This is a genomic window from Nitrospirota bacterium (assembly GCA_040755395.1).
Taxonomy (GTDB): Bacteria; Nitrospirota; Nitrospiria; order Nitrospirales; family Nitrospiraceae; genus DATLZU01.
Window position 1 is genome coordinate 350,902 of record JBFMAX010000001.1, and the last position, 24,868, is coordinate 375,769.

Annotated in this window: 28 protein-coding genes and 1 pseudogene; 8 read left to right on the plus strand and 21 right to left on the minus strand. The window is 61.0% G+C overall.

Annotated features, from left to right (window positions below):
- Window positions 1-67: 67 nt before the first annotated feature.
- From AB1555_01825 to AB1555_01860, 8 genes are all read left to right on the plus strand, one after another.
- Window positions 68-817 (plus strand): hypothetical protein, encoded by a 750-nt coding sequence (locus tag AB1555_01825; GenBank protein MEW6245427.1) that lies wholly within the window; start codon window positions 68-70, stop codon window positions 815-817.
- Window positions 818-1,183: 366 nt separating this feature from the next.
- Window positions 1,184-1,522 (plus strand): hypothetical protein, encoded by a 339-nt coding sequence (locus AB1555_01830; protein MEW6245428.1) that lies wholly within the window; start codon window positions 1,184-1,186, stop codon window positions 1,520-1,522.
- A gap of 991 nt (window positions 1,523-2,513) precedes the next feature.
- Window positions 2,514-3,395 (plus strand): SPFH domain-containing protein, encoded by an 882-nt coding sequence (locus AB1555_01835; GenBank protein MEW6245429.1) that lies wholly within the window; start codon window positions 2,514-2,516, stop codon window positions 3,393-3,395.
- A 109-nt stretch (window positions 3,396-3,504) separates the two neighbouring features.
- Window positions 3,505-3,804, plus strand: coding sequence for a hypothetical protein (locus tag AB1555_01840; GenBank protein ID MEW6245430.1), 300 nt, complete (start codon window positions 3,505-3,507; stop codon window positions 3,802-3,804).
- 232 nt (window positions 3,805-4,036) lie between these two features.
- Window positions 4,037-4,366: a hypothetical protein gene (locus tag AB1555_01845; GenBank protein ID MEW6245431.1), complete on the plus strand. Its 330-nt coding sequence runs from the start codon at window positions 4,037-4,039 to the stop codon at window positions 4,364-4,366.
- A gap of 128 nt (window positions 4,367-4,494) precedes the next feature.
- Window positions 4,495-4,803, plus strand: coding sequence for a hypothetical protein (locus AB1555_01850; GenBank protein ID MEW6245432.1), 309 nt, complete (start codon window positions 4,495-4,497; stop codon window positions 4,801-4,803).
- Window positions 4,804-5,232: 429 nt separating this feature from the next.
- Complete coding sequence (locus AB1555_01855) at window positions 5,233-6,957, plus strand: radical SAM protein (protein ID MEW6245433.1); 1,725 nt, start codon at window positions 5,233-5,235, stop codon at window positions 6,955-6,957.
- A 229-nt stretch (window positions 6,958-7,186) separates the two neighbouring features.
- Window positions 7,187-7,969: a slipin family protein gene (locus tag AB1555_01860; protein MEW6245434.1), complete on the plus strand. Its 783-nt coding sequence runs from the start codon at window positions 7,187-7,189 to the stop codon at window positions 7,967-7,969.
- 666 nt (window positions 7,970-8,635) lie between these two features.
- Here the strand turns inward: AB1555_01860 and AB1555_01865 are convergent.
- The 21 genes and pseudogenes from AB1555_01865 to AB1555_01965 all read right to left on the minus strand — a co-directional run bounded on the left by AB1555_01865 (window position 8,636) and on the right by AB1555_01965 (window position 24,774).
- Window positions 8,636-9,223, minus strand: a complete 588-nt coding sequence (locus tag AB1555_01865) for a peptidylprolyl isomerase (GenBank protein ID MEW6245435.1) — start codon at window positions 9,221-9,223, stop codon at window positions 8,636-8,638.
- A 52-nt stretch (window positions 9,224-9,275) separates the two neighbouring features.
- On the minus strand, window positions 9,276-9,998 hold the full coding sequence (gene rnc / locus AB1555_01870; protein MEW6245436.1) for a ribonuclease III: 723 nt from the start codon (window positions 9,996-9,998) through the stop codon (window positions 9,276-9,278).
- Window positions 9,999-10,091: 93 nt separating this feature from the next.
- Window positions 10,092-11,342: a beta-ketoacyl-ACP synthase II gene (gene fabF, locus AB1555_01875; GenBank protein ID MEW6245437.1), complete on the minus strand. Its 1,251-nt coding sequence runs from the start codon at window positions 11,340-11,342 to the stop codon at window positions 10,092-10,094.
- 18 nt (window positions 11,343-11,360) lie between these two features.
- Window positions 11,361-11,594, minus strand: coding sequence for an acyl carrier protein (gene acpP, locus AB1555_01880; GenBank protein ID MEW6245438.1), 234 nt, complete (start codon window positions 11,592-11,594; stop codon window positions 11,361-11,363).
- Between the two features lie 138 nt (window positions 11,595-11,732).
- On the minus strand, window positions 11,733-12,476 hold the full coding sequence (fabG, locus tag AB1555_01885) for a 3-oxoacyl-[acyl-carrier-protein] reductase (protein ID MEW6245439.1): 744 nt from the start codon (window positions 12,474-12,476) through the stop codon (window positions 11,733-11,735).
- 87 nt (window positions 12,477-12,563) lie between these two features.
- Window positions 12,564-13,508 carry an ACP S-malonyltransferase gene (fabD, locus tag AB1555_01890; protein MEW6245440.1) on the minus strand — a complete coding sequence of 315 codons (945 nt, stop codon included), beginning with the start codon at window positions 13,506-13,508 and terminating at the stop codon, window positions 12,564-12,566.
- 147 nt (window positions 13,509-13,655) lie between these two features.
- Complete coding sequence (locus AB1555_01895; protein ID MEW6245441.1) at window positions 13,656-14,630, minus strand: beta-ketoacyl-ACP synthase III; 975 nt, start codon at window positions 14,628-14,630, stop codon at window positions 13,656-13,658.
- Window positions 14,627-15,658: a phosphate acyltransferase PlsX gene (gene plsX / locus AB1555_01900; GenBank protein ID MEW6245442.1), complete on the minus strand. Its 1,032-nt coding sequence runs from the start codon at window positions 15,656-15,658 to the stop codon at window positions 14,627-14,629. The genes AB1555_01895 and plsX overlap by 4 nt, the downstream gene beginning before the upstream one ends.
- 139 nt (window positions 15,659-15,797) lie before the next feature.
- Entirely contained in the window at window positions 15,798-15,983 is a 186-nt protein-coding gene (gene rpmF / locus AB1555_01905; protein ID MEW6245443.1) for a 50S ribosomal protein L32, read from the minus strand.
- A 50-nt stretch (window positions 15,984-16,033) separates the two neighbouring features.
- On the minus strand, window positions 16,034-16,603 hold the full coding sequence (locus AB1555_01910) for a DUF177 domain-containing protein (GenBank protein MEW6245444.1): 570 nt from the start codon (window positions 16,601-16,603) through the stop codon (window positions 16,034-16,036).
- 92 nt (window positions 16,604-16,695) lie between these two features.
- Window positions 16,696-16,923 carry a 30S ribosomal protein S18 gene (rpsR, locus tag AB1555_01915; GenBank protein MEW6245445.1) on the minus strand — a complete coding sequence of 76 codons (228 nt, stop codon included), beginning with the start codon at window positions 16,921-16,923 and terminating at the stop codon, window positions 16,696-16,698.
- A 12-nt stretch (window positions 16,924-16,935) separates the two neighbouring features.
- Window positions 16,936-17,331: a single-stranded DNA-binding protein gene (locus tag AB1555_01920; GenBank protein ID MEW6245446.1), complete on the minus strand. Its 396-nt coding sequence runs from the start codon at window positions 17,329-17,331 to the stop codon at window positions 16,936-16,938.
- A complete protein-coding gene (gene rpsF / locus AB1555_01925; GenBank protein ID MEW6245447.1) occupies window positions 17,315-17,665 on the minus strand; it encodes a 30S ribosomal protein S6 in 351 nt (116 codons plus the stop codon). The genes AB1555_01920 and rpsF overlap by 17 nt, the downstream gene beginning before the upstream one ends.
- A gap of 238 nt (window positions 17,666-17,903) precedes the next feature.
- Window positions 17,904-18,683 (minus strand): enoyl-ACP reductase, encoded by a 780-nt coding sequence (locus AB1555_01930; protein MEW6245448.1) that lies wholly within the window; start codon window positions 18,681-18,683, stop codon window positions 17,904-17,906.
- A gap of 394 nt (window positions 18,684-19,077) precedes the next feature.
- Window positions 19,078-19,289: pseudogene (locus AB1555_01935) on the minus strand (type II toxin-antitoxin system HicA family toxin).
- A 2-nt stretch (window positions 19,290-19,291) separates the two neighbouring features.
- On the minus strand, window positions 19,292-19,489 hold the full coding sequence (locus tag AB1555_01940; GenBank protein ID MEW6245449.1) for a type II toxin-antitoxin system HicB family antitoxin: 198 nt from the start codon (window positions 19,487-19,489) through the stop codon (window positions 19,292-19,294).
- Between the two features lie 229 nt (window positions 19,490-19,718).
- The gene (locus tag AB1555_01945; GenBank protein ID MEW6245450.1) at window positions 19,719-20,399 is read right to left on the minus strand and encodes a hypothetical protein; all 681 of its coding nucleotides are present in this window, start codon (window positions 20,397-20,399) and stop codon (window positions 19,719-19,721) included.
- 787 nt (window positions 20,400-21,186) lie between these two features.
- Window positions 21,187-22,278 (minus strand): redox-regulated ATPase YchF, encoded by a 1,092-nt coding sequence (gene ychF / locus AB1555_01950; protein ID MEW6245451.1) that lies wholly within the window; start codon window positions 22,276-22,278, stop codon window positions 21,187-21,189.
- Between the two features lie 98 nt (window positions 22,279-22,376).
- The gene (pth, locus tag AB1555_01955) at window positions 22,377-22,961 is read right to left on the minus strand and encodes an aminoacyl-tRNA hydrolase (protein MEW6245452.1); all 585 of its coding nucleotides are present in this window, start codon (window positions 22,959-22,961) and stop codon (window positions 22,377-22,379) included.
- Between the two features lie 2 nt (window positions 22,962-22,963).
- The gene (locus tag AB1555_01960) at window positions 22,964-23,734 is read right to left on the minus strand and encodes a 50S ribosomal protein L25 (GenBank protein MEW6245453.1); all 771 of its coding nucleotides are present in this window, start codon (window positions 23,732-23,734) and stop codon (window positions 22,964-22,966) included.
- 98 nt (window positions 23,735-23,832) lie between these two features.
- Window positions 23,833-24,774 (minus strand): ribose-phosphate pyrophosphokinase, encoded by a 942-nt coding sequence (locus AB1555_01965; GenBank protein MEW6245454.1) that lies wholly within the window; start codon window positions 24,772-24,774, stop codon window positions 23,833-23,835.
- Between the last annotated feature and the right edge of the window lie 94 nt (window positions 24,775-24,868).

Genomic DNA, 24,868 nt, shown 5'->3' on the forward strand with positions numbered 1-24,868 from the left:
TTTTGAACAGACCGAAATCTGTCTTGTCGGATAGATTTACCTTCAATACCGACACGATTGGTCTTTCATGCCTAACCATAGGCTACGGGTTCACCATACCGCCGTCTTAGGGCTTCTGCTTCACTCGGCCTTTGGCGTGCAAGGCTGCTTGGCCATTACGTGGCTGGGCGCGGTCGGGATCGATATGACCCGGACCAGTGACATTGAGTTCCGGTCATTCGAGAACTCGTGGGCGGTCGCACCGCAAGAGCGGCACCACCTGGGATTGGTGAAGAGCGTCGCGGTGATGCCGTTCGTCGGAGATCCGGCAATGGCTGAGCGGTGGATTGCTGTCCTTCAACACATGACCGATCTTCGCGTGGTAAGCCTGTCCGGCGCGACTCGGCAGGGGCATCTGAATGTAAACCCCGACTTTTCCCACAGGTCGGCCGACCGCGGGCAGATAGAGCTGGCGAAACGGATCAGCGCGGAGTTTCAGGTGGATTGCGTGCTGTTCGGGAGTGTGGCCGATCACGAGGCGCAGAGGCGTCTTGCGGGATTAAAGGAGAGTTCCCTGCGGAGGCTCTACCTGCATCTGATAAGCGCAGAAGGGAGCCTCTTGTGGAAGACCGAGCTCCCTTACACGATTGTGAAGGGGGCCAAGGACCTCGATGAGGAAATGGTGACACACGCTCTCCTGACTCGTGTGCTGGCCCAGGCCAACGAGGTTGGGTTAGCGGAATTGGGAGCGGGACACCAGCAGGCTGCATCACGATTCTTGCGCGACGGGTCCGACCATCAACAGACACAGCTTTCACCGGCGGTCGAGCGTCCTTGACGGTCATGGCACTTCTTCACAATCGAGCACGTTTGACCGGATTGCAATTTGGCTTCAAGCGCGAACGTTACGACGTGGTCTCCGAAAACCGAGCCGCCGGCAATTTGCGGAATCTGCGCCCTTACAGACAGCAGTCACGTAGGGAGATCGCTGAGTGCAAGGTCCCCTTACGTTATGACCAGCCTGTGGAAGCCTTCAATGATGAACGACGAAGCACGGCAAGGAACTCACCATGAACATCACTTGCGGTATGGACAGCGATTGTCCTCCCCTGCGCCGGGCACGATGCGCCCGTCTCACCGTTCGAGTCCGGGCATTCTGGTCTTTTCGCACAGGCGGCACTTGCTGCACGTGAATCGCGCGGCTTTGGACCTGCTGGGCCGCCTCGAACAGACGGAGACCGGACTAGCCACTCTGACGTTCACGAGGCTGGTCAGCGAGCTTCGCGTTCAAATCCAAGATACCCTCGACAACCGCAGAGACGCCAACGTCCGGGATCTCGTTGAATTGAAGCGCGTCATAGTGGAATCGGGGCGAAAGATCCTCCTTCGTGGATTCGGGCTGCCTGATCGGAATTCAAGCAACCTCTCGCGAGTTATCATTGTCCTCGAGGAGGTCAGTCTCCAGCAGGCGCAAGCGAAGGTTCAATCCGCTCATGGGGAGGGCGCCGCCCAGGAGCATGTCCCCGTGAACAGGTATAAATGAAACGCATTTCCAAAGTAGTAATTCATGGCCACCAAGTGGCCACCCTGGAGCATGAAAATGCGGGTGGCACCGACCTGGGCGCCTGTCCGCGCGCAGCGGGGTCCCTACACCGGGCGGGGTGCGAGCTTGCACCCGTTGCAATCGGAAAAGAGCAACGGGTACCCGACTGGTCGGTGACAGGACCCGCATTTTCATACCAGTCCTAATAAGGCTCTTTGATGTCTTGCTGATCATCAGACTAGATGGAACACGCGAGAAGCGCCATTCCGTCGAACACTATCCCCGGTCTGCCGAACAGGCAGACCATCGAGCATCGCTTTTTGTGCAACTCGGAAGGCTATGAACAGTGCGGAGGGGCCGGGCCGAGTGCTTTTCCCGCCAACGGCCTCCGCGGACAACCGTCTCTCACACGCCCCTCCGCCACTTCATCGAGGAAGCTGAACGATCAACCGTCCGTGCCATGAGGATCAGCCTTGCGATTGCCCTGCACGACCGGTTTCCCCTTCAGTGTCATGGGGTTAGGTCGAGCAGTCAGATCGCGTTGGTCCGGCCAAAATTCTTCAGAACTGAGCAATTCTGACCAGCTACGTTCCCTCGAGCAGCCTAGTATAGTTCTACGCAGGATGACTCTGTTCTACGCTGATTTGATCATTGCAGAAGTCGAGATTCGACCGAAGTAGGAACGTCTAACGTCCGCTGCACAGGACAGAACGGGAGAAGACGTCATGGCATGCGCACGATGCGGCGGGTTGGTGGTCGAGAACTGGTGGGACCTCGTCGGCGATGCCAGTCAGAAGTGGCTCCAGGGAACGAGGTGCGTGAACTGCGGGGCCATCGATGACCTTGTGATCCTGGCGAATCGTCTACGGCCGCATCCGGCTCGAATTATCGCTCCCCGCGGCGCAACCGGCATGGGAAAGGCGCCTGTCCCTTCGTTTCGCGGAAGGCCCAATAAAGTCCCTTTCTGAAGCGAAGTAACCTGGAGGTCGGCATGTACCTTCCGTTGGCGGTCGGACTCGCAACGCTCGTCGTGCTCTTGCTCATGACGATCAAGATCGTCCCGGAGTATCAGCGCATTGTCATTCTCCGGCTCGGCAAAGTCCTCCCAAGGGCGATGGGGCCGGGCCTGGTGCTGATCATTCCGTTGATCGATCGGCCCATTCGCGTAGACCTTCGAGAAACGTATCTCATCGTCCCCCACCAGACCTGCATTACGAAAGACAACGCCCCGATTTCCATCGACTTCCTGATCTATTCGAAAGTCCTGGATCCCATCGCCAGCGTGGTGCAGGTCCAGGACTTTGCGGGGGCCTCTCAAGGGATCGCCACGACGACGCTCCGGGCCGTCGTGGGCGATATTCCGCTCGATGATGTGTTGGCCAAGCGCGAACAGATCAACCATCTGTTGCAGGCCAGAATGGACGAAGTCACGCAACGCTGGGGAGTGAAAATTACAACCGTCGAGATCCGGGAGATCACACCCCCCAAAGAGGTTCAGGAGGCCATGACCCGCCAGATGTCGGCCGAGCGCAGCCGGCGGGCCACGGTGACCGAGGCGGAAGGGACGAAACAGGCGGCCGTGACCGTGGCTGAAGGCGAAAAGCAGTCGGTGATTCTAAAAGCCGAAGGGGATAAACAGGCCGCGATCCTGCGCGCAGAAGGCTTCGCTCTCGTCCTCGGCAAGATTTTCGACGTGGCCAAGGGGATCGATTCCAAAACCATGACGTTGCAATATCTGGACACGTTAAAGGTCATGGGCGCCGGCCCCTCCACGACATTCATCGTTCCAATGGAGCTCAGCTCGTTCCTGGCAGGCGCCTTGAAAGATGGAAAGAGAGCGATCAGCAACAGTGACGCCGTCGTCGGATCATGATTTCACAGCATCCGGATCAGTTTGTCTTCGATCTCATGACCCTGCCGCGGTCGGCGTCCTGACGACCGAGGAGCCGCGATATCGGAGGTTTCAGAACGGAGGCCTGGTCATGAAACAGGAGTCCACCCTTACTGCTCGGATTCTCGAAGCGGTGCACAAGAGGCTTGGTTGTCGGATCGAAGAGTTGGTCTCTCTTTTCCCGGACCACACGTGGAATCAGGTCTTCCGCGAAGTGAATCGTCTGAGCCGGAACCGCCAATTGCGTCTGATGTTAGATGGTCGAGGGGTTTTCACTGTCAGGAGACCTGACGAGGTCATGGCTTTGCAATCTTTAGCCGGCTTGCAGGGCACACAGTTGAAGCTTACTTCATGCCGTCGCAAGAGATTCACGACGTTTCAGCCGCGCTGACTGCCTCATCCCTCGCGCGGCCCGATGACGCTGTCGCGCGACCGATTTCCCGGTCTCCGTCGCCTGCTACGCCGGACTGTCTCTGAAGCACGCCGTTCTTGGGGGTACACACCAAGAGCGCCGTCTCTTGTTTCCGTCAGTCTCGCTCGGACAGGGAAGACTTCCCGGTGACGTATCGGGATCGCCCCTGACCCAGCGCGTCGTCGTGTTCGCAACGAAAGGAGTGCAGGCCATGAAACTCTATACGATGGTGTTCACAGGACTCGTGGTAGCGGGGAGTGTTTCCCTTGCCTTCGCAAATCCGGCGATGCTCCCCAAACATCCCGGGTATCCCGCAGGAGGAGAGTTTGCCAACGACACGGGGCAGCAGAACCTGACGCATTCACAATCCCTTCTGGATGCCGCGGTGTCAGAGGATGCGCATACGACCCAGAAACTGGTGGACCCGAATAATGCCAGGCTGCTGAAGCCGCAGGGAGCCGGCCAACTGCCGGCAGTTGAGGGGCCCAATATCAAGATTGAGCCGCCGGTCACTGAGGCGACTCGCATGCCCAAGCCGTAGCGTACTGTTCACGCGAGAAGGGCCCGGTGAAGCGGGTCAGTTCCCGACAAGTCCCGCGTGTCACCGGACATGTGCCTACGACGAACCGGCTCACCCCCGAGCCTTATATCCTAAGGGAGGAAAGAGCAATGACTACCTATCTGTTCATGAGGCGTACCGTTATTCTCACATCGCTCACGCTGATTGCATCGCTGTCCGCACTGGCTGCACAGCCGGGGGATCAACCTTCGCGCGGAGCTACACTTCCTGCTTCGACGGAAGCGATGAGTGCCGTGGCGGCGGGCGCGGCCGAGGACACGCTCAAAGCCTGTCTGGCCAGAATTCCCCAGGACGCCAGTATCGGTCAGCGTATGATCGCTGAAACGAGCTGCCAGCGGGAGGAGATGGACAGGAAAGTGATCCAAGCTGTGCCTAACACTGAATACGCATCTCAGTGAAAAGGAGGAGTTGGAGAGACGCGATACATCACAAACCCTGAGTCCGCGGCTTTGCCCGATCTGCGCCCATGCAATGTTGAGTGCAAAAAGAGCGGCAAGGGACAGCCAGATTTGATCGTTGAGAGGGAGTGGTCTGCAGCCTGCGCCGGCGTCACAGTGAGAAAGGAACACGTGGTGCTGGAGGCGCTCTGTAAATTGACGTGAGCCCCGTCAGGGGGCCGTGATACGCGAGGAGAGGACGGTGGATCTTATCCGACCAGCACGGCCATATCTCGGTTCGTCGGGAGTTCACAGACGCGACGGCTCCTGTTGGTGGATCCCTAGCCCAAAAACAATCCCTACCATCTGACCGCGCCGGAACGGCGCGCGGTCTGGTTTCCGAAGCTGAGCCTGCCGGTAATCGCGGCCTACACGCCTGAGTATTGGTGTGTGGATCTCGTGGATGAAGCCGTGGAGGATGTGAATTTCGAACACCCCTGCGATCTCGTCGGGTTGTCGATCATGACCTGCTACGACCCGCGGGCGCATGAAATTGCGACGGAGTTCAGGAAGCGAGGCAAACCGGTCGTCATGGGCGGCGTTCACCCGACCTATTGTCCCGACGAGGCTCTGCAGTATGCCGATGCCGTCGTTTGCGGCGAGGCGGAAGATCTGTGGCCCGAACTCATCGCCGACTTCGAGGCGGGGGCCATGAAGCGACGGTATCAGATGGAATCGTTTCCGACGCTGGAACAGTATAAGAGCCCGCGTGCGGAACTGCTGAGCCCCGATGCCTATATGACCAGGCAATGCAGTTTCACCACCCGAGGGTGTCATTTCGATTGCGAGTTCTGCAGTGTCTCTCCCTTCAACGGGAAGACCACCAGACGCCGGCCGGTTCAAGAAGTCGTCAAGGAATTGACCCGGATCAAACAATGGATTCGCGGCGAATTGGTGGAACGGATACGCCATGACTCGCTCTGGCACGCCTTCATCACGGGGGTTCGCATTCGCCTCGGCATTGAAGACGGCGCCATCTTCGCCTTCGTCGATGACTTGCACAACAGCAACCGGGCTTACTGCCGGGAACTTTGGACGGCGCTCAAGCCGCTGAAGATCAAGTGGGGATGCCAAGCCACGATGTTCCTGGGCGATGATCCGGAAATGGTCAAGCTGGCGGCGGAGAGCGGCTGCGTGTCTGTCTTCGTGGGGATGGAATCGCTGAATGAAGACTGCCTGGAGGAAACCCATAAGCCGTTTAACCGGGTGCAGAAGTTTTCGCAAGAGATCAAGATGTTTCATGACCATGGCATCATGGTGAACCCGGGGATTGTCTTCGGCTTCGATAACGACGATGAATCGGTCTTTGAACGTGCCGTGGAGTTCCTGGTCAAGAATCAGGTGGAGTTGGCCTATTTCAATGTGCTCACTCCACTCCCTGGCACGGCCCTCTATGAACGCTACACTCGCGCCGGCCGCATCTTCGACAAGGACTGGGCGAAGTATGACGGCAAACATGTGGTGTTCTATCCAAGCCGGATGACACCGGAGCAACTCCAGGAGGGCTTTTTCTGTGCCAACCATCGGTTCTATTCGCTGCCGTCGATCTGGCGCCGGTTGGTGGGCACCAAACAGCGATTCATCCCCCGTTTGTCCATGAACCGGCAGTTTCGCAAGTTAGTCAAGCGGTCCTGTCCGCAAGGGACCCTCTCGCCGGTCGCCGGGGCGCTCAAGACCCTGGAAGCTCAGTTGCCGACGCTGGAGACGGATCAACTCATCCCCAATGCGCTCCATGCCCTCAGACAGAAGCTGGGTCAGACCGCCGCACCCGCGCACGGATTGTGGTTGACGATGAGAGCCAAGCGGCATGACCAGTTTGCCGCGCTGTTTGTCGACCTTGAAGGGACACTCGATCGACTGAATGCGCAAGAACTGCTGAAACGAATCAGCGAGGCGGCGGAGAAAGCCCGGATCGACATCATCGTGAACTTTGAACACCTGAAACACGCGACGCCCGAGGCGCTCAGAGCCTTGCTGGACGGTGAGGCGTTGAAAGCCGTGGTGCCCTATGCCAAGGTGCGCTACCGGAAGTTCAAGGCGGCGTTTGAGAACGCGGTGCAGGAGCGCTCCATCGATCGACTTGAATGGCTGAGCCAGGATGTACAAGACACATAATATCCCCGTGCGCGACCGTCGCCGCTTCCTAAAAGCCGGTCGTTCGAGTGGAAGCGGCCAGGTGCGGGCGAGGCACCGGGGAACGGGGTTCGTACCGTAAGGCTGTCCAACCAGGAGAGAAGACCAGACGCAACAGGGCCCGGGCGCAGGGGAAGCGGTACGGAGACCCGTGTGGCGATGGCCTGCTCCGTCAACGCTTCGGCCTGAACCTGAATAGGAGGCGCCTCGCATGGAGTTGGCGTTCAGTCTCCTCATCCTGCTGGTTTTGCTGGCTGTCGTCTTGGCGATGGGCTTCAAGGTGCTGCGCGAATATGAACGAGCAGTGATCTTTCGGTTTGGAAGAGTGGCGCGAGGCCTCGTGGGCGGCCATGGCCCCGGCATCGTGGTCATCATGCCGCTTGTCGATAAGCTCTTACGCGTGAGCCTGCGGACCGTCGCCATGGACGTGCCTCCACAAGACGTCATTACACGGGATAACGTGTCCGTGAAGGTGAACGCCGTCATTTATTTCCGTGTCGTCGATCAGCAGCGAGCGATTGTCCAGGTTGAGGACTATCTGTATGCGACGTCGATGATGGCCCAGACTACGCTCCGCAGCGTGCTCGGCCAGAGTCAGCTCGATGATCTGCTGGCCAAGCGGGAAGAGATCAACGTCCACCTCCAGCGCATCCTTGACCAACAGACAGAACCCTGGGGCATTAAGGTTTCGGCGGTCGAAGTAAAAAACGTGGACCTTCCCCAAGAGATGCAGCGCGTGATCGCCAAGCAGGCCGAAGCGGAACGCGAGCGGCGATCCAAAGTCATTCACGCCGAGGGCGAATTCCAGGCCGCACAACGCCTGGCGGACGCGGCCACGGTCATGAGCCGGCATCCGATGGCTCTCCAACTGCGGTACCTGCAGACCTTGGTGGAGATCGCCGCTGAAAAGAATTCGACCACGATTTTCCCGATCCCCATCGACATGCTCACGCCGTTCGTCCAAGGTCTGCAAAAGCGCGAGGCAGGAGAGTAAAAGGAAAATTCTGGGCGAATGACGCGGCACGCAACAAATTGCACGACCACATCGCTCGATCCCGGCAATTGGCCGCTTGGGGGTGACGTGTGAGTCTCGCTCGGCCTATGGACAAAGAAAACAGGCTCTTCAGGAAATCGTGTGGGTCTTTCTTTTTCCCTCTCCCTTGAGGGGAGAGGGGAGGGTGAGGGTGAACGCCGGGGTTGGTGGACAAGACTGTGATGCCCATGGAGGCCCCCGATGTTTCTGAACAGGTCACGGCCCCATGCCGATCTCCCCCTCACCCGCACCCTCGCCCCCGCAAAGCGGGGGCGAGGGATGTCCTGGAGTTCTATACCCACACAAGATCCGGAAGAGCCAGTATTCTTTTCCACCGCAAAGTCAGAGCGTCGGGGGAGAGGTTGGACGAACCTGCCAGGCGCAATCGCGCGGATTCACCCGTTGCAACGAGGAGCGACAGGTACCCGGCTCCGCGCTTGCCGAGCAGATGCGGTCCGCGAAGCGGACGGCGAGCGCTGTCCGAAGCTGCGTTCATGCAACGCACAGGACGCAGCAAGTTGCGCAGCCGAGCGGGGTACCCGTTGCTCCTCTTCATGCAACGGGTCTTGGAGGCTTAGCGCGGTCGAGCCGGAGCGCTGAGCAAGGCAGGTTCGGCCAACCTCTCCCTTACTCGACGATCGTCACCGTCATCTCCACCCGCTCCGTCGGCAGATCGCGCGAGTCGCGGGGCAGGTTCACGATCTTGTCCGCCACCCCGATCCCTTTCACCACCTCGCCGAAGACGGTGTACTTCCGATCCAAGAACCGGGAATCCTCCACCACGATGAAGAACTGCGAGCCGGCGCTGTCCGGGTCCTGCGCCCGCGCCATCGACACGATGCCCCGCTTGTGCGGAATGTCGTTGAACTCCGCCTTGATGGTGTAGCCGGGACCGCCCGTGCCGTAGGTGTCTTTCTTCGTCGAGTCCTTCGTGTTCGGATCGCCGCCCTGAATCATGAACCCGGGAATCACGCGGTGGAAAATCGTGCCGTTATAAAATCCGGACTTGGCCAGCTTGATGAAATTCTCCACGTGTTTGGGCGCGACATCGGGAAAGAATTTGATTTCCATCTCGCCGTATTTCGTCTTGATGATCGCCCGCGGTTCCTTGCCGCCAGACGCCTGATCGGCCGCCGGCGCGACCAACGGCCCCCCCAAAAGCATCGCGACGCTCACCCCTGCCAGGACTGCACGGATTGTCCTCAACATTAACATTCAGCGCCCCCTTTCTCTCTCGCTCACCGGTCTCATTCCACCGACAGGGCCGTCAGGCCCCGACCTGCTCGAGCGCCTGTTTGGCCGCCATCTGTTCCGCTTCCTTCTTGCTGTGCCCCCTTCCCACGCCGACCACATCCCCCCGGATCGTGAGCTCCACCTCGAAAAGCTTCCGGTGGTCGGGCCCGGATTCGCGCACGGTCGCATACTGCGGCAACGTCTCGAATCGCTTCTGACACCACTCTTGCAGCAAGGTCTTGTAATCATCCATCTCCGGCCGGGCTTTCTGGTTCTCCACCCCGCTCAACTCGGGAGCCAGCACGCGCAGGGTGAACGCCCGGCTGGCTTCCAGCCCCCCGTCCAGATAGACGGCGGCGATCAGGGCTTCCAGCGCATCGGCCAGCAGCGAATTCTTTTCACGTCCCTTGGTCAGTTCTTCGCCCCGCCCGAGTCGCAGCAAGTTGCCCAGGTTGAGCCGGCGCGCCGCCTTGGCCAGCGAGGTCTCGCTGACCAGTCGCGCTTTCAGTTTCGAAAGGGCGCCTTCCGACAGGTCGGGGAATGAGGACGCCAGGTGATCGCTGACGATGAGCGCCAGCACCGCGTCGCCCAGAAACTCCAGCCGCTCATTGTGCTTGCCCTGTTTGCCCTTGCTTTCGTTGACGTGGGACTTGTGCGTGAGGGCTTGGTCGAGCAGGCCGGGCCGGCGGAACTGATAGCCCAAGGCTGCCTGGATGACCTCGATGTCCGCCACAGTGTCGGTCTTGGAACGCGCCATATGCGCGACACGGTGCGACATGCAGGTAAATGAATCAGGCCGGATACTCAGACAGGCGCGGCCCAACCGCGGCGGTCTTTTCCCGCCATCGCGTTATGCATCAAAACGTTTGAACAACAGGCAGGCGTTCACGCCGCCGAATCCGAAGGAGTTCGAGAGCACGACGCCGGGCGAGGCCTGGCGAGCCCGATTGGGCACATAGTCCAGATCGCACTCGGGATCGGGATTCTCCAGATTGATGGTCGGCGGCAACACGCCGCGGTAGAGCGCCAGCACGCTAAAGACGGCTTCGACGCCGCCGGCTGCGCCCAGCAGGTGCCCGGTCATCGACTTCGTGGAACTGACCGGAATACGACAGGCCCGTTCGCCGAACACCTGTTTGATGGCTTGCGTTTCAATTTTATCGGCAAAGGTCGACGTCCCGTGCGCGTTGATGTACCCGATTTCATCCTTGGCGATCCCCGCATCCTTGATGGCCAGTTCCATACACCGCACCGCCCCTTCTCCTTCGTCGGGCGGCGCAGTGATGTGATAGGCGTCGCTGTTCATGGCATAGCCGATGACCTCGGCATAGACCCGTGCGCCCCGCCGGCGCGCCCGCTCCAATTCCTCCAACACCACCACCCCGGCGCCCTCGCTGAGCACGAAGCCGTCCCGATCACGATCGAACGGCCGGCTGGCCCGCGGCGGATCGTCGTTCCGCGTGGACAACGCCCGGGCTGCGGCGAACCCCGCCACCGCAGTGGGCACGATGCAGGACTCGGTGCCGCCGGCCAGCATCACGTCCGCCTCGCCCCGCTGAATGATCCGGAAGGCGTCGCCGATACAATGGTTCCCGGTCGCGCACGCGGTCACGGCGCAGGAGTTGGGCCCCTTGGCGCCCAGCCTGATGGCCACCTGGCCCGAGGCCAGGTTGATGATGACCATGGGAATGAAGAAGGGCGAGACCCGATCCGGTCCTTTCTCCAGTAAAACCTTATGGTAGTGCTCAATCGCCGGAAGCCCGCCGATGCCGGCGCCGATATACACCCCGACGCGATCCGCGTCCTCGGGCGCGATCTTCAGCCCCGCGTCATCCACCGCCATCTGGCTCGCGCCAACGGCATAATGGATGAAGGTGTCCATTTTCTTGATTTCCTTTTTCTCGATGAAGTGGGCGGGGTCGAAGTCTTTGACTTCCCCTGCAATCTGGACAGGATAGCCGGCGGGATCAAAGCGGGTAATCCGGCCGATCCCGGACTGCCCGGCGCACAACGCTTTCCAGGTCTTTTCGAGGCCTGTGCCGAGCGGCGTGACCAGCCCCAGCCCCGTCACCGCGACCCGTCGTGTCACCCGCTCGCTCATCCTCGGCCTGACCTCGTCTTACACCTTCTCCTTAATATACTCCAGCGCCTTCCCGACGGTGAGGATCTTCTCGGCGTCCTCATCCGGGATTTCGATCTCGAATTCCTCCTCGAGCGCCATCACCAGCTCGACCGTATCCAGGGAGTCCGCGCCAAGATCTTCGACAAAGTGCGCCTCCGGAGTGACTTCGTCCTCCTCGACCCCCAGTTGCTCGGCGATAATTTTCTTCACACGTTCTTCAACGGTCGCCATTGACTTGCCCACCTCCTTCCCCATGTTCCCTTTCCTTCCTGCATGTCCTGGATCCTGGCTCCGGATCTTGGAATTTTCAGTTCCACCCTCGTCAGAACTCAACGCTCATCACTCAGCGTCCGCGCAGCGGCCGGCGCGTCACGCCATCAACATCCCGCCGTTGACGTGCAGGACATGACCGGTGATATACGACGCCTCGTCCGAAACGAGAAACCGGACGGCGGCGGCGATATCGTCCGGCCGGCCCAGCCGGCCCAGCGGGATCTGCTTCTGCAAGGTCTCCTTGACGTCGGCCGGCAATCCCTGGGTCATCGCCGTGTCGATAAACCCGGGCGCGACGGCGTTGACGGTCACGTTCCGACCGGCATATTCCCGCGCCACGGTCTTTGTGAACCCGATCACCGCCGCCTTGGATGCGGCGTAGTTGGCCTGGCCGACGTTGCCCATCACGCCGACGATCGAGGCGATGTTGACTATCCGGCCGTAGCGCTGCTTGGTCATCGGCTGAAGCACCGCTTTCGTGCAGTGGAAGGTGCCGTTCAGGTTGACTTGCAGCACGAGATTCCAGTCTTCCTCTTTCATGCGCAGCAGCAGACCGTCGCGGGTGATGCCGGCGTTGTTGACGAGGATATCGACTTTGCCCCAGTCCTTCAGCGCCTGGTCGACCATGGCCTTCACGTCGTTGAAGTCCGCGACATTGACCTTGACGTTCAACGCCCGCCGGCCGAGTTCTTCGACGGCGGCGACCGTCTCTTGCGACCGGCCGGGATCGAGATCGGCTACCACGATGTCGGCGCCGTCGCGGGCCAGCGTCTCCGCAATCGCCCGCCCGATCCCCTGCGCGGCGCCGGTGACGATGGCGACTTTACCTGCTAAACTCACGACAAACCTTTCGTCGTTAAATGTTAATCGTTATTCGTTATTCGTTAAACGCGAGAGTTCATGCCGGATGCCTTTGACGATTCACGATTAACGGTTCACGTTTAACGCTCTGAGGGTCGCGTCCAGCGACTTCGGGTCATGGACGTTCAGCGTCACGGCGTCGGGCAGGATGCGCTTGATCAGTCCGGCCAGAACCGTGCCCGGTCCCACCTCAATGAATGTCGTGACGCCCAACCCCGCCATAGTCTTGATCGAATCTTCCCACAGCACCGAAGAGGGCAACTGGCGGATCAACGACGCCCGCACCTCGTTGGCCAGCCTGAGCGGTTTGGCATCGGCGTTGTTGACCAGCGGCACCGTCAAATCCGACCAGGTCGCTCGCGCCATGTCCTGCGCGAGCCAGTCCGCCGCCGGTCGCATGAGCGGCGTATGGACCGGCACGCTGACCGGCAGCGGGATCGCTTTGCGACTCCCCTTGGCTTTCGCCAGCTCGATCGCCCGCTCGACCGCGGCTTTTTCCCCCGCGATCACCACTTGCCCGGGACAGTTGAAATTCGCCGCCGCGACGACCCCGACCGGCGAGGCTTCCCGGCAGATCTCTCTGACGGTCTCGCCCGTCAAACCGAGAATCGCGGCGACCAATCCGCTTCCCGGCGGCACGGCCTCGGCCATGTATCGCCCGCGCTTCTGGACGAGCCGGACGGCGTCGCGAAACGCCAAGCCTCCGGCGGCGACAATGGCCGAATATTCGCCGAGGCTATGACCGGCGACGGCGAGAGGCTTCGCTCCGGCCGGCTCCAGCAGACGCAACGCGGCGACGCTGCTGGTGAGCAGCGCCGGCTGCGTGTATTCCGTCAGATTCAGCCGATCGGCCGGTCCCTCGAAACAGAGCGCGGCAACGTCGTAGCCGAGGACGGATGACGCCTCTCCGTAAACCGTTCGGACTGCGGGATGCGCTTCGTAGAGCGCTCGCCCCATCCCGACCGACTGTGAGCCTTGGCCGGGAAACACCAGCCCGATTCCGGACGCCATAGCGCGCTATGATATGGTAGAAATCCGATTCAATGTCAACGAGAAAAACGTTCTGCAGGAGCGTTCTGCACTCAGCCGTCGGCGGTCAGTCTGAAAGAACGCTTCCGGAGTTGAACGCTGATCGCCGACTGCCGACGGCTTCGCCGTTCACCAGCGAATCATCGCCGAGGCCCAGGTCAGCCCGGCGCCGAAGGCGCCGATCATGACCAGGTTCCCTTCCCGCAACCGTCCTTCGCGCACCGCTTCATCGAGCGCGATCGGGATCGACGCTGCGGACGTGTTCCCGTACCGGTCCATGTTCAGAAACACTTTTTCGAGAGGCAGTCCCAGCCGCTCCGCGACGGCCTTGATAATCCGCACGTTGGCTTGATGCGGGACGTAGAGATCCACATCCTCGATCGACAGGTTATTGTGGGCCAAGGTTTCCCGCGCAATCTCTTCCAACGTGCGGACCGCCACCTTGAACGTCTCGTTGCCCTTCATCTTGATGTACTGCAGCCGCTCGCTCAGCATCTTCTCCGACGGCGGATGGCGCGACCCGCCGCCCGGCACCACGATCAGATCGCACAGGCTGCCGTCTGAGCGCAGATGGGAGGAAAGGACGCCGCGTTCGCCTTCGCCGGCGCTGAGCACGACCGCCCCGGCTCCGTCGCCGAACAGGACGCAGGTGTTGCGATCCGTCCAGTCGGTGATGACCGACATCACCTCGGACCCGATCACCAGCACATGCCGCAAGCCGGTCTTGATGTAGGCGTCGGCGACGGCCAAGGCATAGACGAAGCCGCAACAGGCCGCCGAGATGTCGCACGCCGCCGCGCGCGTCGCGCCGAGTCGATGTTGGATGAGACAGGCGGTGGCGGGAAGCGGCATGTCCCCGGTGCAGGTGGCGACCAGGATCAGGTCCAGGTCCGCGGGCGAGAGTCCGGCGGTCTTCAGCGCCCGCTCGCCGGCCTGGACGCCCAGATCCGAGCAGGCCTCCCCCTCGGCGACGACGCGACGTTCGCGGATGCCCGTCCGCTCGACGATCCACTGATCCGACGTGGCGACCAACCGTTCGAGATCGGCATTGGTCACCACGCGTTCGGGGACATACGAGCCCGTTCCGGTGATCCTGGCCTTCATGCCGGAATGCCTTCCTGCCCCGATTGTCGGTGCAAAGCCAGGCTTTCCTCGATGTCCCGACGGATCAACTCGTTCAGCCGGCTCTCGACCATCGCCTTGGCCCGTTTGATCGCGTTCTTGATCGCCTTGGCCGACGAACGCCCGTGGCAGATCATGCACACGCCGTTCACGCCCAAGAGCGGCGCGCCGCCGAACTCCGCATAATCGATCCGGCGGCGCAGGCGAAGGAGCGGCCCGGCCACCAGCGGATAGGCGAGCCGGCCCAGGAAGGAGCCGGCCAACTCTTTCATGAGGAGCTTTTTGATCGTATCGGCCACGCCTTCGGAAATTTTCAACGCCACGTTGCCGATGAAGCCGTCGCACACGATCACATCCGCCGAGCCGCTATAGACGTCGCGGCCTTCGACGTTGCCGATAAAGTTGATCGGGAGGGCTTTGAGCAGCTTGAAGGCTTCTTTCGTGACCTCGTTGCCTTTCGTGTCTTCCTCGCCGATACTCAGGAGACCGACGCGGGGATTGGGCTTGCCGTACAGGTGCTTGGCGTATTCGTTTCCCATCAACGCGAATTGCTCCAGGTGGCTCGGCGTGCAATCGACGTTCGCGCCGACGTCCAACATCACCGCGGTGCCGGTGAGCGTCGGCAGCGTCGTGGCGATGGCGGGCCGTTCCACGCCTTTGATCACCTCCAGCACGAAAAACGCGGCGACCATGCTGGCGCCGGTATTGCCTGCGCTGATGACGGCGCTCGCTTCTCCGGATTTCACCAACTCGGTCGCGATCCAAATGGACGATTCCCGTTTCTTTCGGACGACGGTCGCCGGCGATTCGTGCATCTCCACGACCTGCGGCGCATGCCGGATCGTCAGACGAGAATCAGCGTACTTGGCCCGCCCGAGCTGTTCCTTGAGCTGCGCCTCGTCCCCGACGAGGACCACCTCAACATCCAGCTCGCGAACGGCTTGAAGGGCGCCCTCGAGAATAGGCGGCGGCCCGTGATCCCCGCCCATCGCGTCGACGGCGATTCGCATGCGTTGTTGATGGATACCCACCGGCGTTGATGATCGATCGGAGCGCAGCGCCTCGTCTCACCATGAACTGGGGCGGGCGACCGACCTGCCACCCGCGGCGCCCGCGCACCCGGACCTGGTTGAGAAGGGATCCCGCGCGTTACGCTTCCTCGACGGCAATGACCGCCTTCCCCTTATAGGTGCCGCAATTCAGGCATGTGTAATGCGGAAGCTTCAGCTCGTGGCACTGTGGACACACGGAGAAGCCCGGCGGAATGATTTTCGATTTGCTGGTTCGCCGCCGATCTCGGCGGGCCCTGGAGAGCTTATGTTTTGGATTCGGCATGGTGACTCCTTACTCGCTCGCTCCGATATTCGCGCCCGCGGCGACCGGCGTCAGCCGCCCTGCTCCGGGTCTCTGAATCGCCTGAGCACCCGGAACGGCGAATTATCCGGTTCCTGCGGACACCGGCAGCGGCCGACGTTGAAATCCTGCCCGCAGACGCCGCAGAGACCCTGACAGTCTTCCTGACACAGCGGCTGCATCGGCTCGGCCAGGATGACCTGTTCCCGGAGCATCGGGGCCAGATCGATTTCATCTCCGGTATAGAGATAGGGTTCGTCCTCTTCGTCGGCGCCGATCGCGTCCAACCGTCCATGCGGCAGCACGCGCGTCGCTCCGCGCAAGGCGCCGGCGCCTTCGCTGACGTACTCCGCGTCCACGGACACCGAGAGCGGATCGGCAAAGTCCTTCAGGCAGCGCACGCACTGGCGAAGAATCATGCCCTCCAGCAGGCCGCTGGCTCGGATGCTGCCGCTAAGTTTGACCAACTCCAAGGCCACGACGAGAGCGCCCTGCACCAGAGCATCCCGTTCGCTCAATCCCAGTTCTTCCGCCGTGACGTCGCACCGGAGAACCAGTCCTTCCTGGGGGATGTCGGACACCTTCGGGGTCAGTGAGTTCATCGACGTCACCATAACCTGAGCGTTGCTCCCCCTATACCGTCAGACCGCTGCGATGTCAAACCGATCGGCTCGTTGCACAGGCGGCACCGAGCTCAGCGCTCCTCCGCAAAACTCACCAGGGCGATGTGCCGGGCGCGCTTGATGGCGATCGTCAGCTCGCGCTGATGCCGCAAGCAGTTGCCCGAAATCCGGCGCGGCACGATCCGGCCCCGCTCCGTCAAGAAATTCTTCAGCAGTCCGACGTCCTTGAAATCGATTCCCGCCTTGTCGATGCAGAACCGGCAGGGCCGCCGTCGCTGAAACAACCGTCCTCGTTCCATGAACCGCCTCCGTTATGGCTGCTCTTCGAACTCGTAGTTCGTATCATCCGACGTCGGCGCGTCGCCGCCGCCCGCCTCGGGCCGCTTGGGCAGGAACGTCACGGTCTGCGCGACGACCTCGTGCTTGCTGCGCTTCTGGCCGTCCTCGGTCTCCCAGCGGCGCTGCTGCAGCCGACCGTCCACGATGACGCCGTTCCCTTTGCTGAGATACTGGCCGCAGTGCTCGGCCTGCTTGCCGAAGACGACGATATCGACGAAGCAGACTTCCTCTTTCAGTTCCTCCCCCTGCTTGTACCGCCGGCTCACCGCCAAGCCGAAGCTCGCCACCGGCGTGCCGCTCGGCGTGTAACGGAGCTCCGGATTGCGGGTGAGGTTGCCGATGAGGATGACTTTATTGAACCCGGCCACTGTCCGACTCCTGGGCGTCGCCCGCCTGTTTCTTGGAAACCGGCTCCTCTTTCAGTCGGACCGTCAAGAACTTGATGACCGAATCTTCGAGCCGGTACGAGCGTTCCAGCTCGCTGACGACCGTGCCCGGCCCTTTGAAATAAAAATAGATGTAGGTGCCTTTCCGCTCACGCTCGACTTCATACGCCAGTTTCTTGCGGCCCCAATTCTCCGCCTTGACCAGCGTGGCGCCGTTCTTCTCCAGGACCCCCTTCATCTTGTTGATGATCGCGCCGGTGTCTTCATCGGAGAGCGACGGACGGACGATAAAGATAGACTCGTAGAGCTGCTGCATGCAGACAACCTCCTGGACAAAGGCCCCCGAACGCAGTCGGGAGCGAGGGATATGAGCGTCGGATGAGGAGACGCAATCGGCGGTGGAAGCTACCACAGCGCCAAACGGGCTGTCAAATGAAAGAAGGTCGGGGAGTTCATGGATGGGCGAGAGGTCAGGGGTTCGGGGCGAGGGGGGAAGAGACTCCGACCTCTAGCCTCGGGCCTCTCGCCTCGAGCCTATTTCTAACAGCGACCGGCTACTCCAGCGCAGCCAACGATCCGAGAATATGATACCCGCCGTCGACGTAAATGACTTCCCCGGTAATGCCGCGAGCCAGCGGGCTGACGAGGAACAGCGCCGTGTCCCCCACCTCCGCCTGCTCGGTCGCCCGGCGCAACGGCGCCACCTCCCGATGGTGATCGACCATTTTGCTGATCCCGGAGACGCCCCGCGCGGCCAAGGTCTTGATGGGGCCGGCTGAGATCGCGTTCACACGGATATTCTTCGGGCCGAGGTCATGCGCCAGGTAGCGCACCGTCGCTTCGAGGGCCGCTTTGGCCACCCCCATGACGTTGTAATGCGGGACGACCCGTTCGCTGCCCAGATAGGTGAGCGTCACCACCGACCCGCCGTCGGTCATCAGCGGCACCGCCGCGCGCGTGAGAGCCACGAGGGAATAGGCGCTCACATCCAACGCCATGGCGAAGCCCTGACGGGTCGTGTCGACAAACTGGCCGGCCAGTTCCTCGCGCGGCGCAAAGGCGACGGAGTGGACGAGGAAATCGAGCCGGCCGAACTTTTCGCCCACCCGCTTCATCAACGTGTCGATCTGAGCATCGTCCCCCACGTCGCAGGGGAACGCCTTCGCCCCCGGCATGGTGTTGACCAGTTCCACGACATTTTCCCGCAACCGCTCGTTCTGATAATTGAACAACAGTTGCGCCCCCGCCTGAGCCGCCGCCTGCGCGATCGCCCACGCGATGCTGTGCTTGTTCGCGACGCCGATAATGAGGCCCTTTTTGTCTTTCAGCAACATCGTGCCCTGTTCTCCCGGCTGTATCGTGAAAACCCGTCGCTCGTGATGCGTGATGCGTATCTCGTGAAGCGCACTTACAAACGGACACAAGACGACCGGCGCTTCACGTCAAGACTGGGCGCTCAAGATAGCATGATTCTGTTTCAGAGTGAACCTGGTTCCGGTGGAGTCTTTCGGTGAGTCTGGGGCTCAGATTCTCGTCGAAAAGCAGTTTCACACTGCTGACGAGCCGGCGAGCCGCCGTTCGCGGCCGGCGGCGAAGGCCAGGCGGGCGCAGATGTCTTCCGCTCGTCTCCTCTCCTTTGCCGGACGAAACAACTCTGTCACAACGTTCGCGCCCAGGAGTACGATCGCAGGGAGTGTCACCTGCAGCGTCGTGTTAGGCGTCCATCCCTCACAGCAACTCACGGAACTGTTCAACGGTGAGACCAGCATCACGAACGATAGCTCCCATCGTGATCGCGTTGACGGATTGTGGCGAGGGATGGTCAGTATGCGTTGTCCATTGCTCATCACGATATGCTTGCCTTGGCGCACGACGCGGAAGCCTGCTTTCTCAAGCGCGCGCACGGCGTCAAGGTGGTTCACTCCCGGTATTTTGGGCAAGGCTACACTGCGACTTCGATCGCGCGCACGTCTTGCCCACGAATCTCATCCTCTACGGCCGCCAAATATTCGCGGATGGCATGCTGAATATGTTCAAGCGCCTCCTGCTCCGTGGCGCCTTGCGACCAACAGCCAGGAAGCCCTGGGACCGACACGGCGTAACCTTCCTCGGATTTGTGCAGCGTGACGCGGTATTTCATGGCAACCTCGTGCAAAGATTATCTGTGGCCCACCTTCAACCCCGGGCAACGGTTCCTGGAACCATTGTCTTCCTCAAAAATGATTCCCGACCCCTTTCTTTTTTCCCGCTTCTTCGGAGAATTCGGCTGGCTTCACGGTGATCGGCGTTGTGCTGCCTAACGTTCGCGATGACCCGCACCATATGGAGCGCGTAGCGGCGACCCGGCGGTGTCGGCGTCGATCGCGTTGTTAGGTGGCGGAGCTTTTCCCACTGGCGGCCTGCGCTGCCCAAGTTTGAATGATCTTCATCGTGGGCTTATAGAGCTTGGAAAACCCCTGCACGATGTCCGCGAAACTCACCCAATAGAAGCGCGGCTTGGTCGACAACCTGTTTCTGTCGAGCGCGAGCGCGAAAACGACCGGATATTCTGCCCCGACGATTGTCATATCGGTGTTGATGAAGGAGTGCTTGAACGCATTTGCTATATCGTTGAGCGTAGAGAGATAGGACTCATGGGGTGCAAACAGGTCTTTCACTTCCTGTGGCGGACTGTGCTTAAGGCCGGCGATGGAATCGACTTTGATCGCATCCGGCCATACTCCGTTGCTCTTCCACTCGCTGATGACATAAGCGAGAGAGATAAGCTCGTCCGCCGTCTTCCGGAGCCAATAGACTACCTGCTCTGCGTAGAACTGGTGTTCAAGTATGTCTTGCAGCGGATTCTGAGATTGCTCGTTCTTTGGATGAACGTAGGTGGCAAATACGCGTGCGATCTCGAGATTGACCCTATCGAGACGGCGAACAATGTTCATCCCCTTAAGCAACAGATTCCCGTACGGCGTGTCGCTAGGAAGCTGCGGCATATGGACGATATTGAGCGGTTGAAGCGGCTGCTTACCATTGTCTATTTGAGGAACGGTCGCCGCCATCTCCGCCACCTAACTATCAAGTCTGCTGCCGCCTACCCGCGCAGCATAGCACAGTAACCTAAGCACTTCGCTGAAGAGTAAGTCTACTTGCAAATCCAAGACTTGTTCAATATTTCATCTTGCTTCGCCCCCTGGGATAGACTGCGATTCCCGCAGTCTATCCGGCGATCAGCACGCAGTATATCCCGGCCAATCGCTTGGAGTCGGGAGAGGTCAAATAGACCGTGAATCGCTCAGCCAGCTTCAGCTTTTTCAGAAGGGGAAGTATTGACTTCAGAAAGGACCACAAGCAAAAAGCCTTTACGGGGTAGGAAACTGGTCTCTCGAACCATTTCCCCCGCAAACGGGAGGGTGAGGCCTGGTCGCGAATCGCGCGGAGGCTCGGGGCGCACGACACGACGAATAAAAAGTGTCATGTTTGTGCGCGCCGGCGAGTCGGTGAGGCGGCAGGGTGATTTCGCAGTTGCTGACCGGGTGCGATCGCGTAGCAACGCCGAAGACTGTTTGAAGCTGCGTTCGCGCGAACGCGTCATACGCAGCGAGTTCCGCTGGCGAGCAGATAAGAGGCTTCGTGCGGTCGAGCCGGAACGTTGAGCAGACAGGCTCCATCCTCCCGTTCTTTGACCACTCCCTGTCAGCGTTGTAGAGATATTGGAGGGTAAGAAGGCGGGTGGCGCCGACCTGGGAGCCTGCTCGCCCGCAGCGGGGTCCCTACACCGGGCGGGGTGCGAGGACGAGCGGGCTGGTCGGTGACAGGACCCGCCTCCGGATTTCGGACACTAAAACTTCACACATTGAACCGGAAATACACCACATCCCCTTCTTTGATCACGTAGTCCCGCCCTTCCAGCCGAAATAATCCCTTCTCCCGCACCTTCGCCTCCGAGCCGCAGGCGATCAAATCGTCGTAGTGGTAGACCTCCGCGCGGATGAAGCCGCGCTCCATGTCGGAGTGAATTTTGCCGGCCGCCTCCGGCGCCTTCGTCCCCTTGCGGATCGGCCAGGCCCGCGCTTCCACTTCGCCGGCCGTGAAGAAGGTGATGAGGTTCAACAACTCGTAGGCGACGGCGGTGAGCCGCACGAGGCCGGACTGGGCCAGGCCCAGGTCCTTCAAAAAGGCGGCGCGATCCGGCTCGGGCAGGGTGGAGATCTCCGCTTCGATCTGGCCGCAGATGAGCACCACCTTGGCGCCTCGCTTGTCGGCCAGCTCCTGCACCGCCCGCACATGCGGATGCTCCGCCGTCGTGCCTTCCTTCACGTTGGCGACGAACAACACCGGTTTGGCGCTCAGAAGCTGCAGCTCGTTCAGCATGGCCCGTTCGTCCGGCGAGAAGGCATGATTCCCCAGCCATTCGCCCTTGTTGAGCAGGTTGGTGAGCCTCTGCACGACAGCCAGTTCCTTGCCGGCCTGCCCCTCGCCCGATTTGGCGCGCTTCTCCACCCGTTGCCGGCGACGGTCCAAGGTCTCCAGATCGGCCAAGATCAGCTCGGTCTCGATCGTCTCGACATCGCGCTGCGGGTTGACCTCACCGCCGACGTGGACGACGTCCGGGTCCTCGAAGCAGCGCACGACGTGCATGAGCGCGTCCACTTCCCGAATCTGGGCGAGAAACTGATTGCCCAACCCTTGGCCTTCGCTCGCCCCCTGGACCAACCCGGCGATGTCCCGCACCTCCAGCGTGCTCGGCGTCTTCTTCCTGGATTGAAAAATCTCGACCAGCTTGTCCAGACGCGGGTCCGGCACCGGGGCGATCCCGACGTTGGTCTCCACGGTCGAGAAGGGATAGTTGGCGACGACCGCCCCCGCGCCGACCAGCGCATTGAAGACGGTCGACTTCCCCACGTTCGGTAAGCCGATCATGCCGCAACACAAACCCATGCTCTTAACCCGATGAGGAATGAGAAATTAGAAATGAGGAATGGTCATGAAACATCCACCAATTCCATTGATCGACGGCCCGGAGCGTTTCACATTCCTCATTCCTCATTCGCGTCCTCGCGCTCTCGCACGTTAAATTCATTCATCGCCGCGGCGACTCCTTTGACCACGATGCATTCCAGCGCCTGCACGGCGCGGTCCAGGACCGGCTCGATCCGGGCCCGCTCATCGCGCGAGAAGGGTTCCAACACATAGTCGGCCGAGTCCTGGCCCGGAGCCGGGCGCCCGATGCCGATCTTGAGGCGAGTGAAGTTCGGCGTGTCCAGCGCGGCCAGAATCGAGCGCAGGCCGTTGTGGCCGCCGTGGCCTCCGGCTTGTTTGATCCTCAGCCGGCCGAGTTCCAGATCCAAGTCGTCGTGGATGACGATGAGCTGCTCAGGGGAGAGACCTAACTCGTGCAGCAGGGCCTTGAGTGGAGGGCCCGTGACGTTCATCCAGTCGAGACGGCCCGCAAGCTCGACGGACTCCGAACCGACCGTTCCCGCGCCTCGTACGGCGATCCCGTGCCGCCGAAGACGAATCGACCACCGGGCCGCCGCCCGCTCGAGGACCCAGATGCCGATGTTGTGGCGCGTATGGGCGTAGGCTGCTCCGGGATTCCCGAGCCCGACGATGAGGCGCAACGCTACTTCTTCTTTTCAGGTTCTTTCTTTTCGGCTTTCGGCGCTTCTTTGGCGGGCTCTTTCTTTTCGCTGGCTTTCGCTTCGGCCGCGGGAGCCGCCGCTTTTTCGGCCCCTTCGACCGGCGCCTCTTCCTTCCCTTTCCCGATCACCTCGGGCTCCTTGCCCGGCTCCGCTGCGCCGCTGGTGAGCAGCGCTTCCAGCTTGGCTTCGGACATCGGGGCCGCGACGCTCACGACCATCTGATCGGCATCGTCCAGGAACCTGACGCCTTCGACTTTGGGCACCTCCCGGACGTGGATCCCCTGGCCGATCGCCAACTGGGAGGCGTCCACCTGAATCGCGTCGGGCAGGGCCGAGGGCAGACACTCGACGTACAGCTCACGCAAATTGTGGTGGAGCACGCCGCCTTCCTTCACACCGGCCGGCACGCCGCCGATGAGCTGCACCGGCACTTTGACCCGGATGGGCTTATCCATCGACACTTCGAACAAATCCGCGTGCAACACCTCGCCCGTCACGGGGTCGACTTGAAAGTCCCGCAGCAGCGCCGTCCGTTTGGCTTTGGCCTTCGCGCCATTCACCGTGAGCGAGATGAGCGCGGTCGTGCCGGCATGGGAACGCAGAATGGTGGTGAGATCGTCCGGCTTCATCGTGAGCAGAAGACATTCCCCTTGCCCGTACAGCACCGCCGGCACGCGACCGCTGCGCCGGAGCTGCCGCGCTGCACCCTTGCCGGACCGTTCTCGCACTTCAACCGCCAGATCGAATTTCATGTGATTTCTCCCCCAACAAGCAAATAGCCGCTAGCGAGTAGCCGATGGCTCGGAATCTTCCAGCTGTCCGCTGCCCGCTATTCGCTATTGGCTTCCGATTACGCAAAGAGCGAACTGACCGACTCCTCTTCGTGGATCCGCGTGATGGCTTCGCCGAGCAGCGGCGCGACGGAGAGCAAGTGCAGCTTCGGGCACAGCCGCTCTTTTTCTTTCAACGGAATCGTATTGGTGACCACAATTTCCCGTAAACAGGACTGTTGCAGCCGATCCAGGGCCGGCCCCGAGAGCACCGGATGGGTGCAGGCCGCCCAGACCTCCCGCGCCCCCTTTTCGGCGCAGGCCTGCGCGCCCTGGACGATGGTGCCCGCCGTGTCGATCATGTCGTCGAGGAGCAGCGCGCTTTTACCCTCGACATCGCCGATGATGTTCATGATCTGCGCCTGGTTCGGTCCCTCCCGTCGCTTGTCGATGATGGCGAGGTTGGCTTGGAGCCGCTTGGCGAAGGCCCGCGCCCGTTCCACGCCGCCCGCGTCGGGCGACACGACCACGAGGTCCGCCACACCGCGCTTGTTGATGTATTCCAACAGCACCGGCGTGGCATAGAGGTGGTCCACCGGGATGTTGAAAAAGCCCTGAATCTGTCCCGCATGGAGATCCATCGTCAGCACGCGATCGGCCCCCGCGGTCGTGATGAGATCGGCGACGAGCTTCGCCGAGATCGGCACGCGCGGCTGATCTTTTCGGTCCTGGCGCGCATAGCCGAAATACGGAATGACGGCCGTGATCCGGCTGGCCGACGAGCGTTTGAGGGCGTCGATCATGATCAACAACTCCATGATCGAATCGTTGACCGGCGCGCAGCAGGATTGCACGACGAAGACATCCGCTCCGCGGACGTTTTCCTCGATTTTCACCCGCACTTCCCCGTCGCTGAAGGAGGAGACCGTCGCCTCACCCAACCGAATCCCCAGATACGCGCAAATCTCTTGCGCGAGCGCAGGATTGGCATTGCCGGTAAACAGCTTGAGCGCCTTGTTCATCGTGGTACCTCGAACGCTGTGAGAAGCCGTCGGATCGTTCAGAAGTCGCGAGATGTTCTTCTGCTGGGCGGGCCCGGCGGGTCTCGGCGTAACG

Coding starts and splice junctions, on each gene's coding strand:
- rpsR (MEW6245445.1), bottom strand. CDS start 16,923: ATGGAACGAGGACGGTTGTTTCAGCGACGGCGGCCCTGCCGGTTCTGC.
- AB1555_01940 (MEW6245449.1), bottom strand. CDS start 19,489: ATGAAATACCGCGTCACGCTGCACAAATCCGAGGAAGGTTACGCCGTG.
- AB1555_01840 (MEW6245430.1), top strand. CDS start 3,505: ATGAAACAGGAGTCCACCCTTACTGCTCGGATTCTCGAAGCGGTGCAC.
- acpP (MEW6245438.1), bottom strand. CDS start 11,594: ATGGCGACCGTTGAAGAACGTGTGAAGAAAATTATCGCCGAGCAACTG.
- rpmF (MEW6245443.1), bottom strand. CDS start 15,983: ATGCCGAATCCAAAACATAAGCTCTCCAGGGCCCGCCGAGATCGGCGG.
- AB1555_01845 (MEW6245431.1), top strand. CDS start 4,037: ATGAAACTCTATACGATGGTGTTCACAGGACTCGTGGTAGCGGGGAGT.
- AB1555_01825 (MEW6245427.1), top strand. CDS start 68: ATGCCTAACCATAGGCTACGGGTTCACCATACCGCCGTCTTAGGGCTT.
- AB1555_01910 (MEW6245444.1), bottom strand. CDS start 16,603: ATGAACTCACTGACCCCGAAGGTGTCCGACATCCCCCAGGAAGGACTG.
- rpsF (MEW6245447.1), bottom strand. CDS start 17,665: ATGCAGCAGCTCTACGAGTCTATCTTTATCGTCCGTCCGTCGCTCTCC.
- AB1555_01965 (MEW6245454.1), bottom strand. CDS start 24,774: ATGAACAAGGCGCTCAAGCTGTTTACCGGCAATGCCAATCCTGCGCTC.
- AB1555_01865 (MEW6245435.1), bottom strand. CDS start 9,223: ATGTTAATGTTGAGGACAATCCGTGCAGTCCTGGCAGGGGTGAGCGTC.
- plsX (MEW6245442.1), bottom strand. CDS start 15,658: ATGCGAATCGCCGTCGACGCGATGGGCGGGGATCACGGGCCGCCGCCT.
- fabD (MEW6245440.1), bottom strand. CDS start 13,508: ATGGCGTCCGGAATCGGGCTGGTGTTTCCCGGCCAAGGCTCACAGTCG.
- AB1555_01930 (MEW6245448.1), bottom strand. CDS start 18,683: ATGTTGCTGAAAGACAAAAAGGGCCTCATTATCGGCGTCGCGAACAAG.
- AB1555_01850 (MEW6245432.1), top strand. CDS start 4,495: ATGACTACCTATCTGTTCATGAGGCGTACCGTTATTCTCACATCGCTC.
- rnc (MEW6245436.1), bottom strand. CDS start 9,998: ATGGCGCGTTCCAAGACCGACACTGTGGCGGACATCGAGGTCATCCAG.
- ychF (MEW6245451.1), bottom strand. CDS start 22,278: ATGGGTTTGTGTTGCGGCATGATCGGCTTACCGAACGTGGGGAAGTCG.
- AB1555_01835 (MEW6245429.1), top strand. CDS start 2,514: ATGTACCTTCCGTTGGCGGTCGGACTCGCAACGCTCGTCGTGCTCTTG.
- AB1555_01945 (MEW6245450.1), bottom strand. CDS start 20,399: ATGGCGGCGACCGTTCCTCAAATAGACAATGGTAAGCAGCCGCTTCAA.
- fabF (MEW6245437.1), bottom strand. CDS start 11,342: ATGAGCGAGCGGGTGACACGACGGGTCGCGGTGACGGGGCTGGGGCTG.
- AB1555_01960 (MEW6245453.1), bottom strand. CDS start 23,734: ATGAAATTCGATCTGGCGGTTGAAGTGCGAGAACGGTCCGGCAAGGGT.
- AB1555_01860 (MEW6245434.1), top strand. CDS start 7,187: ATGGAGTTGGCGTTCAGTCTCCTCATCCTGCTGGTTTTGCTGGCTGTC.
- AB1555_01895 (MEW6245441.1), bottom strand. CDS start 14,630: ATGAAGGCCAGGATCACCGGAACGGGCTCGTATGTCCCCGAACGCGTG.